Raw genomic sequence first — 13,746 nt, forward strand, 5'->3', positions numbered from 1 at the left:
AGCGGTGCACCTAGTCGGCACGCGGGGGGAACAAGCGCTGGAACAGGGGGTCGGTCGGCGCGCCGAGGTAGATCCGGAACCGCCACTGGCGGTAGCTGTACTCGGCCGCGAAGAGCAGGCCGATCAGCAGGTACGCGACGAGACCCGTATACAGCGTCCAGGCCTCCACGGTTCCGTACAGCGCGAGGAACGCCGAGGTGGCACCGTTCACGAGGAAGAACGCCGCCCAGACGAGCGTGACGCGACGGCAGTAACGCGACTGTTCGACGTCGAGCGACCCCAGGGACACCCGCGCGATCGCCTCGACGACCGACTCCACGCGAAGGAGTGACCCCGCGAAGGCGACGAAGAGAGCGAAGCTTCCCAGCGCAGGAGCGAACAGGAGAGCGATCGGGTCGTTCCAGATCGCGGTGGTGACCAGCGCGACCCCCACCGCCGCGACGGGCAGCGCACCCGCCCGCGCATACGCCAGTCCCCGGTGGGGCGAGGTCAACACGGTCCGCAACGCCAGTAGCGCCAGCGCTCCGAGCGCCACTGCTCGCGGGCTTGCGTGCCCCAGGGCCAGGTAGATCGCAAAGGGATAGGCGAGGAACAGGATCGCCTGGACCACCCTCATCCAGTGGCCCGCCCGGCCCGTGCGAGCTTCTCGTGCAACAGATCGACGACGTCCTGGACGACGCGGATCGCCTTCAATTCCTCCTCGCTCACCTCGAGCCCTGTCTCCTCCTCGAGCCCTACCACGAGGTCGATGGCGTCGATGCTGTCGAGGTCGAGGTCGTCGACGAGGTGTGAATCGGGTCGGATCCGGTCGGGTGCGAGGTCGAACGAGCGAGCGAGGACGTCGAGCACGCGATCCAGGATCTCGGGCTTGGTGAGGGCGCGTGTGATGGTCGGCATGCCGGAACCTCAGCGGGGAAGCGAGTCCGCAACGAAGCGAGCGAGACTCCGGACCGATGCGAATCGCTCCCGATTGGCGCCGGCGTCGTCATCGACGACGATCCCGTAGCGCTTCTCGAGGGCGACCGCGATCTCGAGCGCATCGATCGAGTCGAGCCCGAGGCCGGAATCGAAGAGCGGCTCCGTCGAGTCGAGTTCCGAAGGGATCAGATCCTCGAGCGCCAGCGCCTCGACGATGAGCTCCTTGATCTCCGACTCGAGTATCTCAACTGTCTTCATGCTGCTCCCTGGTCTCGAAGTAGCGTCGCAGACCTGCCGTTGCCTCGCGGGCAACCCGCGGCACCGCGGCTGAACTCCCGGCCGCAAGGTCTTCTGCTCGCAGGGGGGGGCCGACGTCGAGCGAGAGGATCAGCTTCCGGTCGGGAACGTCCCACCAGGGCTGCCCCCTCTTCAGAGCCGGAGGGTTGCAGCGGATGACGACGGGGGTCATCGGGACGCCGCTCCGCATCGAGATGTGTGCGGCGCCCCGCTGGAAGCGATGGAGGCCAGTGTGCGGCGACCGTGTGCCTTCCGGAAAGACGATCACCGAGCGCCCGGACCGGAGACGCTCCACGCAGGCCTCCACGACCTCCGGGCCACTCGAATTCGGAACGTAGCCGGCCACCTCGACGACGCGGCGCAGGAACGGATTCCGCCAGGCCTCGGCCTTCACGATGCAATCGGCCTGTGGCATCCGGGAAGCGAGGAACACGACGTCGAGCAGCGTCGGATGGTTGGCGACGACGAGCCGGGGCCCTCGTCGGAGTGCGTCGCTTCCCGTCCACCGCAGCTCGAAGAGTCGCAGGAGGGTCCCGAAGGCCACGAAGGTTGCGAATGCGCGTTGGATGAGGCGCTGCGCAGCGAGCTCGCGTGCTCGGCCTCGGTACCGGACGACGAGGAAGGGGAAGCCGAAGGTTGCGAGGAAGAGGGATCCTACGCCGAAGGTGGCGAAGAGGAGACCCGTCCCCGCTCGTCTCAGGACATGCTCGAGCCGCGAGCGCCGGGCCCGGGGCCCGTCCCCGGAGAGCTGGCCCCGGGCTGTGCTCGCGAACCCGCTCGCCACCGCTCGATCCGCCCCCACGCGATCGCTCACCCTCCGGCCGGTCAGGGTTGCGTCTCCGCCGCATGCGAGGGCAGACTACCACGCGTCTTCAGAGGATGTAAATCGGCTCGGAGTGCCACTCGATCGACTCGAAGCCCGAGAGCTTGTGCCGCCGCGCGAATGTGGTCCTCGCATGGCTGCTGCTCGCCGCGCTCCCGGCGCTGGGCGGGTCCGCCGCTGGGACGACGGATCTGGATCGGATCCTGCAGCGCTTTGCCGAGATGCCCGGTTTCTCGGCCCACTTCCAGGAAGAGCGTCGGCTGGCTCTGCTCCAGGCTCCGCTTCGAAGCGAGGGCGCGATCTACTTCCAGCCACCTGATCGGCTTGCCCGTCACGTAGAACGCCCGGCACCCTCCGCGACGATCGTCCGCGGCAACGAGATCACGGTCGTGGATGGCGGCGATCTGCGCTCTCTGGACCTCGCCGCCGCGCCGGTGCTCTCCGCGTTCGTGGAGGGCCTGCGCCTGCTCCTCCGGGGTGATGCCGGAGGGATCCGCACGCTGTTCTCGGTGGAGCTCGCGACCGAAGCGAACGGGGCCTGGAAGCTCCGTCTCACGCCTCGCCGCGACGCGGTTCGGGCAGCCATTCTGTCGATCGTGGTCAGCGGACAGGACGTCAGGCCCGGGGAGATGCGCATCTTCGAGCGCGGGGGAGACGAGACGCGGATCCGGTTCTCGAGGGTCGACGTGGCCCACCGTTTCGATGCTGCCGAGTCGGAGCGCCTGTTCCGCGCGCCGCCGCCGTGAGCCGCCGCCGATCGACGATTGCTGCGTTCGTGCTGTTGACCGCATCGCTGGCTGGGTATGTCGCGTGCGAAGCCAGGATCTCGAGTGATCTCGGCCTGTTCCTCGCCAGCGAGCAAGACCGGGATCTCTCCGCCGTAGCTGGGCAGATGCTCCGCTCGCAGCGGATGCGGACGATGATCCTTGCCCTCTCGTCGCCGGACCTCGAGGACTCGATCGCGGCGGCGCGTGAATGGTCGCTCGAGCTGGCCACGCATCCGATGGTCGAGGCGGCGCGCGCGGGACCCGATCCGGACTTCCTCGACGCCGCATTCTCGCTCTACTTCCCGCGGCGCTGGATGCTCCTGTCGGCGGAGCCCGAGCGAGAGCTGCCAGCGCGGTTGTCCCTGGAAGGGTTGCGCGCAGCGGCGCGGCGGCTGCTCGGCGAACTGAGCCGACCCGAAGGAGCGCTGATCCGCCGTTGGGCGGGTGCCGACCCGTTGATGATCTGGCCGACCCAGCTCCGGGAGCTTGCAGGTGCGCAGCGGTCGGTCACCGTGCGAAATGGCACGTTCGTGGCTGGTGATCCGCCCCGGGCAGTCCTCTTCGTCACGACGAGGGAATCCGCCTTCGATGCGGAGAACCAGGAGCCGTTCCTCCACTTCGTGGCCCAGTCCTTCGCCGCGCTCGATGCCCGCTGGCCGGTGGATCTGGCGCTCGAGCAGAGCGGTCCCCATCGCTTCGCCGTGGCCTCCGAGCAGCACGCGCGAGCCGATGCGGCCTGGATCTCGGTCGTGTCGCTGGGCGCGCTCATCGTCGGATTCCATCTGGTATACCGGTCCTGGGCGGTGCTGCTGTTGATCCTGGCTCCTCTCGGTTTCGGAGTCCTCGGTGCTACCGCGGCAACCGTTCTCGTGTTCGGTGACCTGCACGCGTTGACCCTGGCCTTCGGAGCCACCCTGATCGGCATCTGCACGGACTACCCCGTGCATCTGCTCACCCACGGCGCCTTCCGGCCACCGGGAGCCGAGCGCAGCGGGGTGGTCCACCGGATCCGTGCCCCCATCCTGCTCGCCGCAGCGACGAGTGCTGCAGGTTTCGCCGGAATCGCGACATCCCAGCTTCCCGGGATCCAGCAGATCGGATGTTTCGCAGTGGCCGGGGTGGCGTCCGCAGCCCTGGCGACCGTCGTCCTGGTTCCCGAGCTGGCGCCCGCCCGCGTCGCGCCCACTCCGCTGGCGAAGCGCTGGGTCCGGCGTACGGAGCAGTGGCTGAGCGGGAGCGAGCGCAGGCGCGTGCCGGCCGCGCTCCTCGTCCTCGCCGCAGCGGGGTTCGCCGCAGCCGGGGCCGCATACGTGCGCTGGGACGACGACGTGTTCGCGTGGAACGCGCCACTCGAGCCGGAGTGGCTACGAGAGGACCACAGGCTGCGCGATGCACTGCAACTCGGTGATGCCGGCCAACTCGTCGTGGTGATCGCGGCCGACGACGAGCTGGCCCTGAAGCAGAACGATGCCGTCTACTCGCGGCTCCTCCGTGCGCGGAGCGAGGGTGCAATCGGAAGCTTCCGCTCGCTGCATCCGATCCTCCCGTCCCGGGAGCTCCAGCTCCGCAACCTGGATGTCGTCGGATCTGTTCCGCACCTGAGCAGCCGGATCGCACGTGCCTTCGAGCAGGAGGGCTTCCGGCGCGACGCCTTTGCGGACGCCCTGGCGACGCCCGACGTGGAGCCCCTGGTCGTCAAGGACCTGCTTGCCTCCCCTCTGCGCCTGCTCGTCGAGACGTATCGCTTGGAGCTGTCCGACGGACGAGTGGCGTTGCTGACCTGGCTCGACGACGTGCGCGATCCCGAGGCCCTCCACGCGGCAATCGCCGACGTCCCGAACGCGTACCGTTACGACCAGCGCCGTTTCGTGGGATCTCTCTACGCGAAGCTGCGTGCACGAACGCTCCGTCTCCTGGCTGCAGGTTCACTGGGAGTGATTGCACTGGTCTGGGTGCGGTACCGGCGCCTCGATCGGACCGTCGCGGCCGCCGCACCAGGATTCCTGGCCGCCGTCTCCACGCTCGGGCTGCTGTCGCTTGCCGGCGTACCGTTGACCCTCCTTCATCTCCTGGGCCTCCTCCTGGTCATGAGCCTCGGGGTCGACTACGGCATCTTCCTGGCGGAATCGCGTTCCGATCCACGGTCCGAAGGAGTATCCTTGTTCAGCGTCACACTCGATTGGCTCTCGACGCTGCTCTCGTTCGGTTTGCTGGCCGGCTCCTCGTTCCCGGCACTTCGTGCTCTCGGAGTCTCGACTGCGATCGGAATCACGCTCACACTGTTTCTCGCGCTCGCCGCTCGGGCGCTGCTTCCCCCGCGACCGTGCGCGACGGAGAGGAGGTTCCCATGAGATCAGCACTTCCCCTACTCGCCCTGATCGCCGTGCTTGCTGTGCCGCCGCCGGCCTGGGCACGAAACACGCTTCTCGATCTACCCGTCGAAGAAGCGAAGAAGAGCGGGCACTCGAGCCGTCTCCTCGACGTTCCGTTCTACATGGCCGGGCAGAAGCACCCGCCGATCGCGAAGTCGCTCGGTGAGTTCAGCTCCAACCGGCGCACGAACGCGTTCAACAAGTCGGACCGGAGCGCCTGCCAAATCGCCTTCCTCTCGGCGATCATCGCGCTGCAGCAGCGGGCCCGGGCGGAGGGCGGAAACGCGGTCGTCGAGATCCGCTCGATCACGCGACACGAGGATCTGAGCAGCCCGAGTCAGTACCGGTGCGCAGCAGGGAACGTCGTCGCGAACGTCGTCCTGACCGGTCGGGTCGTGAAGCTGAAGGGCAGGTGACACGCGTCGGGGGGCCGAGGCGCGTTTTCGCCGTCGTTCTGCTCGCTTCCTTCGCGTGTGCTCACGCGGTCCCGGAGCGGGTGGGTGAGGATCCGCCGGTGTTGGTCGACGCGAACGACATCGACGGGAGCTTCCTGCTCGAGCAGGAGATCCGATTTCGCTGGAACGGACGCACGGGCAGCTCGCGTGCGGTGATCCAGCACGCCTGTGGCGAGCTCACCGTGCTGCTCCTGACGCCCTTCGGGACACCGGGTGTCGTCGTGAGGCAACGCGGTACGCACGTGGAAAGCGAGGTCCGGGCAGGAACCCGTCTTCCCTTCGAGCCCCGGCGCGTCCTCCGTGACATCCACCGCGGGCTCTTCGTCCGGCTCGCGGGACCTCCGGTCGAGGACGGCCGGCGCGAGGCCGCCTTGCCGGGGGGAGAAAGGGTGGAGGAGGTCTGGGCCGAGGGGCGCCTGCGGGAGCGCAGCTATCGGACGAGCGGCGAACCGCGAGAGCAGGTGCAGGTGCTGTACCCGGAGGGCCTCGCGGAGGGCGAGATCCCCGCAGCGCTCTCGATCGAGAGCCGACGATTCGGATACCGTCTCGATATCACGACGCTCTCACGCGTTGCCGTCGGCTGCTCGCCGCAGGATTCCCTCCCAGGCGGACCTCCGCGCTGATAGGATGACGACCATCTCATCAGGGAGGGCTCGATGCACGAACGACGTTTCGCCAGGGGTTGCTCGCTCCTCGTCGCGTCATCGTTGCTGATGATGGCGTGCAGGACGGCGCCGATCCTGAATCCGAGCGTCACGCTGCCGGAGGCGAAGACCGAAGCGGAGACGGCCCACGCGATCAAGCTTGCGGGAGCCCGCCTCGGCTGGGAGATGGTCGACGATGGCCCTGGCCTCATGACGGGGACCCTCCACCTGCGAAAGCACGTCGCAGTCGTGGAGATCCACTACGACGCCGACAGCTACCAGATCCAGTACAAGGACAGCGAGGCCTTGATGCACCAGGGAGACAAGATCCACCGGAACTACAACCGCTGGGTCAACAACCTCTCCGAGGAGATCAAGAGCGCCCTCGGCTACGGCGGTTGATCGTCCGGGGGACGGTCGCTCGTGCCGATCGGGCCCGGCCGCATGTGCTGCCAGAGCGGACCATACATACCGCGCCGGCGCAGACGCCGGAACAGCTTCTCGTCGAAGTTGACGCCCAGCGGTGGGATGCTCCAGTGCGGGCGGCCGGCGGCGCGTTCGAGCAGCAGGTCGGCAGCGCGTCCTCGGAGTCGCTGGTGCGCTGCTCGCAGCGCGGGGTCGACCGCCTCGCGGTCGTCCACCCAGAGCATGAAGATGGCGCTCCACGGATCGAGGTCGTCGACGAAATCCAGGGTTCGTCGCACGTCGTCGATCGTCTCGCCCCGGGTCGCCAGGATGAAGGTATGGCAATCGCGCAACCCGACGTCCGCACAGATCTCGTGGAGGTCGCGTACCTGGCGGGTCGTGAAGCCCTTGCGCAGGCGAGCGAGCACCTCGTCGTTCCCCGAGTCGGATCCGATCTCCATTCCCGCACAACCCGCGTCGCGTGCAAGCTGCGCCAGCTCCCGGTCGAAGCCGAGCGGGTTCGCATAGCAGGTCCAGGGCACGCGCCAACGGCGGGCGATCAACTCCCGACATACGGTCTTGGCGTGGCTCCGCGGCAGGTTGAAGACCGAATCGACGACGAAGAAGTGACGGATACGCGGATGCAGATCGAGGGCGAGAACCATCTCGTCCACGACTGCCGATGGCGTTCGCAGGCGTCCCGAGCGGCCCTCGATGAGCGGGTAGGTGCAGTAGTCACAGCGCAGCGGACAGCCGCGTTTCGTCTGCACCGATTCGATCGCGAAGCGCTCGTAGTAGCGGGTGTCCACGAGCGCACGATCGGGAACGGGTAGGGCGTCGAGCGCGAGGAAGGGGCCCGGTGCGTTGCGGCGCAGGGTCCCGCGCTCGAACCAGTGGAGATTGCCGATCTCCTCGAATCCACTGCCCTTCTCGAGCGTCTCGACCAGGGCAGGGAACGTGGCCTCCGCCTCGCCCGACAGGCCGAAGTCGGGCTGCAGCCGCCGCATGATCTCGTCCGGCATCACGCTGAATCCGGCCCCACCCAGGACGATTGGCGCCGAGCTCACGGATCGCGCCGCGGCGACCAGCTCTTCGTAGTAGGCAAGGTTGTCCGCGACTCCGGCGTAGTGGTTGTTCTGGATGTTCCTGAGGCCGATCGCGACCAGATCAGGACCCTGTGCGGCGAGCTGTCTGCGCAAGGCGCGGACCGGCTCGCGCTCGAAGCACAGGTCGACGAGTGACCGGGGATGGCGTTCGGGGGTACTGGCCACGACGTAGAGCAGCCCGAGGGGTACGACCGCGTCCGGCAGCTTCTCCCGATTGGCCGATACGAATGCGATCTTCACGGTGCGCCTACGGGTCCGGTGGAGACCCGCATCATACACGCGGGCGGCGAGTGCGGGAGGCGGAACGAAGCGCGAGGGGTCCGCTAGAATGCGCGAACGCGCGACGACGGCAGGCGCGCCGGGGAGGGCCAGGATGGCGGGAGCTGGGTCGTCGGTGCGCGAGGCCGTGGCAGCCGGCGACCGGCGGGCGCGTGAACCCAGGCTTCACGAGGTCCAGGTCGCGATCGAAGTCCCCTTCCACGACGTCGACGCGCTCGGAATCGTCTGGCACGGCCACTACTACAAGTACCTGGAGCTCGCCCGAACCGCACTGTTCCGATCCCGCGGCCTGGATGCACGGGATCTCGTGGACCTCGGCTACGGCATGGTGATGATCGAGAGCCGCTGCCGTCACGTCTCCCCGCTCCGCTACGGGGAGCGAGCGCGGGTGGCTGCATGGCTCGCGGACGTGAAACACCGGATCCGGATCGATTACGAAGTGACCCGCGAGCCGTGCGGCTCCCGCGTCGCGAAAGCCGTGACCGTCCTGGCTACACTCGACCGGGACCGTCGCTTGTTGCTGTGTACGCCGGCCCAGATCCTCGCCCGACTGACGGAGTCCGGGCGGAGTGTCGGCGACACCGTCAGTGCGAGCTCGGCCGCACCATGACCCGCGCCGGTGGGGAGTGCTGCCCGTCGGTGCCGGTCCGGGTGGGTCTTCCCGCGCGGCCGGCCTGGCTGGAGGCGATCGTGGCGGGGGAGCCGCGGGCGATCCCGACGGGCGACGAAGGATTCTCGCTCGAGATGGCCGGCTCCGGCTCGTTGACGCTCCTTCACGCCGTGGTGCGCCAGGCGCGGCTCCTCGACGACCGCGCCTTGCGCAGCGCAGCGCGGCGGATCTACGGCCGCATCGGTCGCGCGCTCGACGAGGCGAAGCTGCATGCGTGGCGGTACTGGAACTACGTACCCGCGATCGGCGCTGCCGCCGAGATCGCCGGATCCCGCTACCAGGTATTCAACATCGGCCGTTACGAGGCCCTCCAGGACGCATGGGGAGCCTCGTTCGTGAGGCACCTCGCCGCTGCATCGGCCGTCGGACACGATGGAGAGGACCTCGTGATCGACGTCCTCGCAGGCGCGGTGCCCGGACGATCGGTCGCGAATCCGCGGCAGGCGGCGCCATGGCGCTACACACGACGATGGGGACCCCGTCCTCCCTGCTTCGCGCGTGCCATGATCGTCCCTGCATGGGAGCGGGCAACGGCCCATCGGTTCCTGATCGCTTCGGGAACCGCCAGCATCGTGGACGAGGACTCGCTGCACCCGGGTGATCTCCGGGCGCAGCTCGAGGAGACCTGCCGCAACCTCACCGCGTTGCTCTCGGCGGCCGTCGGCTCCGGGGTGGCGCGCTACCAGGAGCTGCGGATCTACGTCGCACGCGAGGCCGATGTCGAGATCGCCACGGATCTGCTGCATCGGACCTTCCCCGCGCTCTCCCACCTCGAGGCCGGTGTCGCGAGTCTCTGCCGCGAAGAGCTGCTGGTCGAGGTGGAGGGTCTGGCCTCGATCGATGTCTGATCCCTCGCGTCAGTCCGCCATCCTTGACGCCCTCTCGGGCCACGCGCAATGCAGACCGGACGCGGTCGCCTACCGCGAGTCCTCGGGGCGCTCTCTGACCTGGCGGGATCTCCGACGGGCAGTCACCGGTTTCGCCGCGCGCCTGCTCGCGATCGACGCGGCCCCCGTCGTCGCGATCTCCTCCCCGAACCGGCTCGAACTCCCGGTGGCGTTGCTCGGGGCGCTGCGTGCCGGCGCGGAGATCCTTCCGCTGGCGCCGGACCTCCCGGTAGCCCAGATCGCCGACCTCCTCGGGAGAACGCACACCTCGATCTCCATCGGAGGGCCCGAGGTGCTCACGGCCGCAGCGGCTGCCGGCTGCAGGAAGGGGATCGCGCTCGATCGCCTGCTCGCCGAGGCGCCCGAGACCGGCGAGCCGCCGCCGGCCCCCGGCGGTGCACTCCTCCTCACGACCTCGGGAACGACCGGCACACCGAAGATCGTTCGGCGGCGACTCGCGGCACTCGATGCCGTGGCAACCTCGTGCGCTCGAGCGATCGGCGTCTGCGCGGATGATCGGCTGCTGCTAACGATCCCGCTCCACCACTCCTACGGCATCGATCAGGGCTTGCTGACCGCGGTCTTCGCCGGCTGCACGGTCGAGCTCCGCGACGGTTTCGAGCTCTCGAGCGTCCGCGCTGCCTTGCAGGACGGGGTCACCGTCCTGCCGGCGGTGCCCTTCCTGTTCGACGTCCTCGTCCGCTCGGAGGGCGCCTCGACGTGGCCGGGCAGGAGTCTCCGGCTGGCGATCTCGGCGGGAGGCCCCCTTCCCCGTTCCGTCTTCGACGAGTTCCTGGCCGTGAGCGGCGTCGCGATCGGTCAGCTCTACGGTGCCACCGAGTTCGGCTCGATCACCTGGTCGGATCCTGCGCGCGCCGGCTTCGCTCCCCAGAGCGTGGGCACCCCCTTGCCGGGCGTGCAGATCCGTGTGCTCGCCGAGGACGACACGCTGGCGGAGCGGCCGCTCCCGGTCGGATGCGAGGGACGTGTCGCGATCGCGTCTCCATCGCTCTTCGCCGGGTATCTGGACGGGTCGACCCTCCACCCTGGTTCCTTCTACCGGACCGCCGATCTCGGGCGTTTCGACGCGTCGGGCAATCTCGAGATCACGGGTCGGATCTCGCTCCTGATCGACGTGGGAGGCCGCAAGGTGAACCCGATCGAGATCGAAGCGCTGCTCGAGGCCCATCCGGACGTGTCGGCCGCGGTAGTCGTCCCGATTCCCTACTCGCGCACGGTCTCACGCCTGAAGGCCTTCGTCGTCCCCTCGGGCCGAAGCGAGATCCGCAGCAGCGAGCTTCGTGCCTACCTCGAAGAACGGGTGCCCAGCTACAAGATCCCACGCGTCTTCGAGGTTCGTGACGCATTGCCACGCTCGCCGACCGGCAAGTTGCTGCGAAGAGCGCTCACCGAGGAGCGGATGTACGCCGCGGGGCGCGCTTCGAGCGCCGACGGATGAGCCAGATGCGCAGTGCGTCTCCTTGCCGGCTCGTCGACGTCGGTGTCGTTTGCGCACTCGGAAGCGGCATCCGGCAGATCTGGCCTCGCCTCGCGGCGGGTGACGGTTCCGGCCTGGTCGAGCGCGATCTCGGGGCCGGACCACGGCTCTTCGGGGTCGTCTCCGCGCCGCTGCCTCCGATCGAGGCCGGCCTCGGGGAGCTCGATTGCCGCAACAACCGGATCGCGCTGCTCGTCTTGCGCCAGATCGACGAGCAGATCGCGAGCGCTCGCCGGCGTTTCGGCGCCGATCGCCTCGCCGTGGTCGTCGGGACGAGCACCTCTGGCCTCTCCGACGCGGAGCAGGCCTTCGCGGCGAGGAGGGAATCAGGAGCCCTACCCGAGCACTTCGCACTCGGCCAGCTCGAGCAAGGGGGGCTCGCCGACTTCGTCGCGCGCACGACCGGAGCCCGTGGTCATGCCTACACCCTCTCGACGGCCTGCTCGTCGGGCGCGAAGGCCATGGCGGCCGCTCGGTCCCTGCTTGCCCTCGACGCCTGCGATGCCGTGATCACGGGTGGTGTCGACTCCCTCTGTCGCCTCACGGCCCAGGGTTTCGCGGCCCTGCAGGCGATCGCGCGGGGCCGCAGCAACCCGATGAGCAGGAACCGGGACGGACTGAATCTCGGCGAGGGAGGAGCGCTATTCCTGATGACGCGCGACGCGGGCGGCATCCAGCTCCTCGGATCGGGAGAGTCGAGCGACGCTCATCACATGTCGGCCCCCGAGCCCGGCGGATCAGGGATGGCAGCGTGCATGCGCAGCGCCCTCGAGGACGCTGGACTCGCGCCGGAGCAGATCGGCTACCTCAACCTGCACGGCACCGGGACTCCCCACAACGACGCCTCCGAGGCGAGGGCCGTCGCGGAGGTGCTCGGACTCGGCGTCCCGTGCAGCTCGACCAAGCCGCTGGTGGGCCATGCGCTCGGCGCCTCGGGCGCGCTCGAGGCGGCGTTCTGCTGGATGATGCTCGCCCATGGCGACGTGGCAGGCTCGCCGATCCCGCCGCATCGATGGGACGGGGCGGCCGACCTGGAGCTGCCGCAGATCGCCCTCGCGCGCGAGCACGACCGGGTGGCCGGGCCCGCGGTCGTCATGTCCAACTCGTTCGGCTTCGGCGGCTCGAACAGCAGCCTCGTGCTCGGCGGAGACGAGACAGCGTGCGAGCGGCCCTGAACCGCTGGTGCGCATGGGCGCCGGGGATCGAGGCGGAAGCCGACTGGCTTCGCTGGGCGGCGGCGCCGGCGGAACTGACCGGGCGGGGCACTCCCGACCTGTCGTTCGTCCCTGCGCTCCAGCGGCGTCGCCTCGACCCCCTGGCTCGCTCGATGCTGCACGTTGCCGCGCGGTGTGCCGGTGACGCCCTGGCGTCACTCCCGAGCGTCTTCGCGTCCCGCCATGGCCCGATCGACACCACCGTGGCCCTGCTCGTCGATCTAGCCGTGGGCACAGCCCTCTCTCCGACCCGGTTCAGCCACTCGGTTCACAACACGCAACACGGTCTCTTCTCGATCTGGGCTCGCAACACCGAGCCGGCATGCACCGTCTCGGCACGCTCCGAGACCTTCGTCAGCGGGTTCGTGGAGGCCCTCGCACTGGCGCATCGGGCACGAGCGGACCGGGTCCTGCTGGTCGTCGGGGACATCGCGCTGCCGGAGCCCTTCGACGGTTGGCAGGAGGAGCCCCACGGGGGATACGCCCTCGCATTGCTCCTGGAGCCCGATGGCGCAGGACCGGCTGTCTCGCTGTCGGCAACGGAGGCACCCTCTCGACCGTGCGGATGGCCCCCAGCGCTCGAGTTCCTGCGCTGGTGGATCCGCGAGGAGCCGTCGCTCCGTATCGCCGGGACTCGCCGATCGTGGGAGTGGACGCGTGAAGACGCAGGCTGAGTTCCGACGTCGACGGATGCGGGGGTGGACCCCCGACACGAGGTTCGGCGAGTGGTTCCAACGCACGGACGTCTGGCGGCGATATGTCCTGGCCGTCGCGCTCGACGAGCTGCAGGCCATGCAGGGATCGGCGCCGCGCTTCGGGCGGCTCCTCGACGCCGGCTGTGGCGCAGGCCTGGGATTCGCAGAGATCACGCAGCGCTTCGAGCCCGACGAGATCGTGGGAGTCGATGTGGATCCACAGCAGGTCAGGCGCGCGATGGTGACGGCGCGCGAGAGCGCGATTCCCGTCCGTCTCGTACGCGCGGAGCTCTCCCGGATGCCCGTGCAGAGTCGATGCTTCGACGTGGTTCTCTGTCACCAGACGCTCCATCACGTCACGAATGCTTCTGGTGTACTTGCCGAGTTCTTCCGTCTGCTGCGGCCGGGCGGCCTGCTGCTCCTGGCGGAATCCTGCCGGCCCTTCCTGGAATCGATTCCGGTCCGGGTTCTGTTCCGACATCCCGCACAGGGCCTCCGGAAGGCCGGCGCCCATCTCGATCTCCTGCGATCCACGGGCTTCGAAGTGCTGCGAACGGCCACTCCGCGTCCCTTCTGGTCGGAGCCGGTGGTCAGCCTGCGGACCACGCTGGGTTTCTCAAGGAAGGCACTCCGGGAGCCGAAGGAGTTGCTCGTGGTCGCCCGCCGCCCGTTCGTGTCGCCGAACGAATAGGCTTGGAGCCCCTAGGCCTCGGGCG

Annotated in this window: 16 protein-coding genes; 11 read left to right on the plus strand and 5 right to left on the minus strand. The window is 68.8% G+C overall.

The genetic code is table 11. From position 1 onward, the window contains the following. Positions 1-10: 10 nt before the first annotated feature. From OZ948_04635 to OZ948_04650, 4 genes are read right to left on the minus strand one after another with little or no spacing between them, the layout of a single operon-like run. A complete protein-coding gene (locus OZ948_04635; protein ID MEB2344004.1) occupies positions 11-610 on the minus strand; it encodes a hypothetical protein in 600 nt (199 codons plus the stop codon). A 2-nt stretch (positions 611-612) separates the two neighbouring features. Then, a complete protein-coding gene (locus OZ948_04640) occupies positions 613-897 on the minus strand; it encodes an acyl carrier protein (protein ID MEB2344005.1) in 285 nt (94 codons plus the stop codon). A 9-nt stretch (positions 898-906) separates the two neighbouring features. After that, on the minus strand, positions 907-1,176 hold the full coding sequence (locus OZ948_04645; protein MEB2344006.1) for a phosphopantetheine-binding protein: 270 nt from the start codon (positions 1,174-1,176) through the stop codon (positions 907-909). Beyond that, positions 1,163-2,029, minus strand: coding sequence for a lysophospholipid acyltransferase family protein (locus OZ948_04650; GenBank protein ID MEB2344007.1), 867 nt, complete (start codon positions 2,027-2,029; stop codon positions 1,163-1,165). Before OZ948_04650 ends, OZ948_04645 begins: the two co-directional genes overlap by 14 nt. Before the next feature lie 113 nt (positions 2,030-2,142). Here OZ948_04650 and OZ948_04655 point away from each other — a divergent pair, with 113 nt between their 5' ends. The 5 genes from OZ948_04655 (at position 2,143) to OZ948_04675 (ending at position 6,678) form a co-directional block, all read left to right on the plus strand. After that, on the plus strand, positions 2,143-2,784 hold the full coding sequence (locus OZ948_04655) for an outer membrane lipoprotein carrier protein LolA (protein ID MEB2344008.1): 642 nt from the start codon (positions 2,143-2,145) through the stop codon (positions 2,782-2,784). Beyond that, complete coding sequence (locus OZ948_04660) at positions 2,781-5,156, plus strand: MMPL family transporter (protein MEB2344009.1); 2,376 nt, start codon at positions 2,781-2,783, stop codon at positions 5,154-5,156. Before OZ948_04655 ends, OZ948_04660 begins: the two co-directional genes overlap by 4 nt. Next, entirely contained in the window at positions 5,153-5,593 is a 441-nt protein-coding gene (locus tag OZ948_04665; protein ID MEB2344010.1) for an excinuclease ABC subunit A, read from the plus strand. The genes OZ948_04660 and OZ948_04665 overlap by 4 nt, the downstream gene beginning before the upstream one ends. Before the next feature lie 98 nt (positions 5,594-5,691). Then, positions 5,692-6,255 carry a DUF3261 domain-containing protein gene (locus OZ948_04670; GenBank protein MEB2344011.1) on the plus strand — a complete coding sequence of 188 codons (564 nt, stop codon included), beginning with the start codon at positions 5,692-5,694 and terminating at the stop codon, positions 6,253-6,255. Positions 6,256-6,345: 90 nt separating this feature from the next. After that, positions 6,346-6,678, plus strand: coding sequence for a hypothetical protein (locus OZ948_04675; GenBank protein MEB2344012.1), 333 nt, complete (start codon positions 6,346-6,348; stop codon positions 6,676-6,678). Here OZ948_04675 and OZ948_04680 read toward each other — a convergent pair. Further along, positions 6,666-8,027 carry a radical SAM protein gene (locus OZ948_04680; GenBank protein ID MEB2344013.1) on the minus strand — a complete coding sequence of 454 codons (1,362 nt, stop codon included), beginning with the start codon at positions 8,025-8,027 and terminating at the stop codon, positions 6,666-6,668. The genes OZ948_04675 and OZ948_04680 overlap by 13 nt on opposite strands. Positions 8,028-8,181: 154 nt before the next feature. Between OZ948_04680 and OZ948_04685 the strand changes: the two genes are divergently transcribed. The 6 genes from OZ948_04685 to OZ948_04710 are packed head-to-tail and all read left to right on the plus strand — an operon-like array spanning position 8,182 to position 13,721. Beyond that, positions 8,182-8,676 (plus strand): acyl-CoA thioesterase, encoded by a 495-nt coding sequence (locus tag OZ948_04685; GenBank protein MEB2344014.1) that lies wholly within the window; start codon positions 8,182-8,184, stop codon positions 8,674-8,676. Beyond that, positions 8,673-9,584: a hypothetical protein gene (locus OZ948_04690; GenBank protein MEB2344015.1), complete on the plus strand. Its 912-nt coding sequence runs from the start codon at positions 8,673-8,675 to the stop codon at positions 9,582-9,584. Before OZ948_04685 ends, OZ948_04690 begins: the two co-directional genes overlap by 4 nt. Continuing rightward, positions 9,577-11,082, plus strand: a complete 1,506-nt coding sequence (locus OZ948_04695) for a class I adenylate-forming enzyme family protein (GenBank protein MEB2344016.1) — start codon at positions 9,577-9,579, stop codon at positions 11,080-11,082. The genes OZ948_04690 and OZ948_04695 overlap by 8 nt, the downstream gene beginning before the upstream one ends. After that, positions 11,079-12,296 carry a beta-ketoacyl-ACP synthase gene (locus OZ948_04700; protein MEB2344017.1) on the plus strand — a complete coding sequence of 406 codons (1,218 nt, stop codon included), beginning with the start codon at positions 11,079-11,081 and terminating at the stop codon, positions 12,294-12,296. The genes OZ948_04695 and OZ948_04700 overlap by 4 nt, the downstream gene beginning before the upstream one ends. Further along, on the plus strand, positions 12,281-13,009 hold the full coding sequence (locus OZ948_04705) for a beta-ketoacyl synthase chain length factor (GenBank protein MEB2344018.1): 729 nt from the start codon (positions 12,281-12,283) through the stop codon (positions 13,007-13,009). The genes OZ948_04700 and OZ948_04705 overlap by 16 nt, the downstream gene beginning before the upstream one ends. After that, positions 12,993-13,721, plus strand: a complete 729-nt coding sequence (locus OZ948_04710) for a class I SAM-dependent methyltransferase (GenBank protein ID MEB2344019.1) — start codon at positions 12,993-12,995, stop codon at positions 13,719-13,721. The genes OZ948_04705 and OZ948_04710 overlap by 17 nt, the downstream gene beginning before the upstream one ends. Positions 13,722-13,746 lie beyond the last annotated feature (25 nt).

Source organism: Deltaproteobacteria bacterium, assembly GCA_035063765.1.
Classification (GTDB): domain Bacteria; phylum Myxococcota_A; class UBA9160; order UBA9160; family PR03; genus CAADGG01.

Bases quoted from the DNA above. Each gene is read 5' to 3' on its own strand.
- OZ948_04640 (MEB2344005.1), bottom strand. From the start codon at position 897: ATGCCGACCATCACACGCGCCCTCACCAAGCCCGAGATCCTGGATCGC.
- OZ948_04645 (MEB2344006.1), bottom strand. From the start codon at position 1,176: ATGAAGACAGTTGAGATACTCGAGTCGGAGATCAAGGAGCTCATCGTC.
- OZ948_04665 (MEB2344010.1), top strand. From the start codon at position 5,153: ATGAGATCAGCACTTCCCCTACTCGCCCTGATCGCCGTGCTTGCTGTG.
- OZ948_04675 (MEB2344012.1), top strand. From the start codon at position 6,346: ATGATGGCGTGCAGGACGGCGCCGATCCTGAATCCGAGCGTCACGCTG.
- OZ948_04690 (MEB2344015.1), top strand. From the start codon at position 8,673: ATGACCCGCGCCGGTGGGGAGTGCTGCCCGTCGGTGCCGGTCCGGGTG.
- OZ948_04695 (MEB2344016.1), top strand. From the start codon at position 9,577: ATGTCTGATCCCTCGCGTCAGTCCGCCATCCTTGACGCCCTCTCGGGC.
- OZ948_04700 (MEB2344017.1), top strand. From the start codon at position 11,079: ATGAGCCAGATGCGCAGTGCGTCTCCTTGCCGGCTCGTCGACGTCGGT.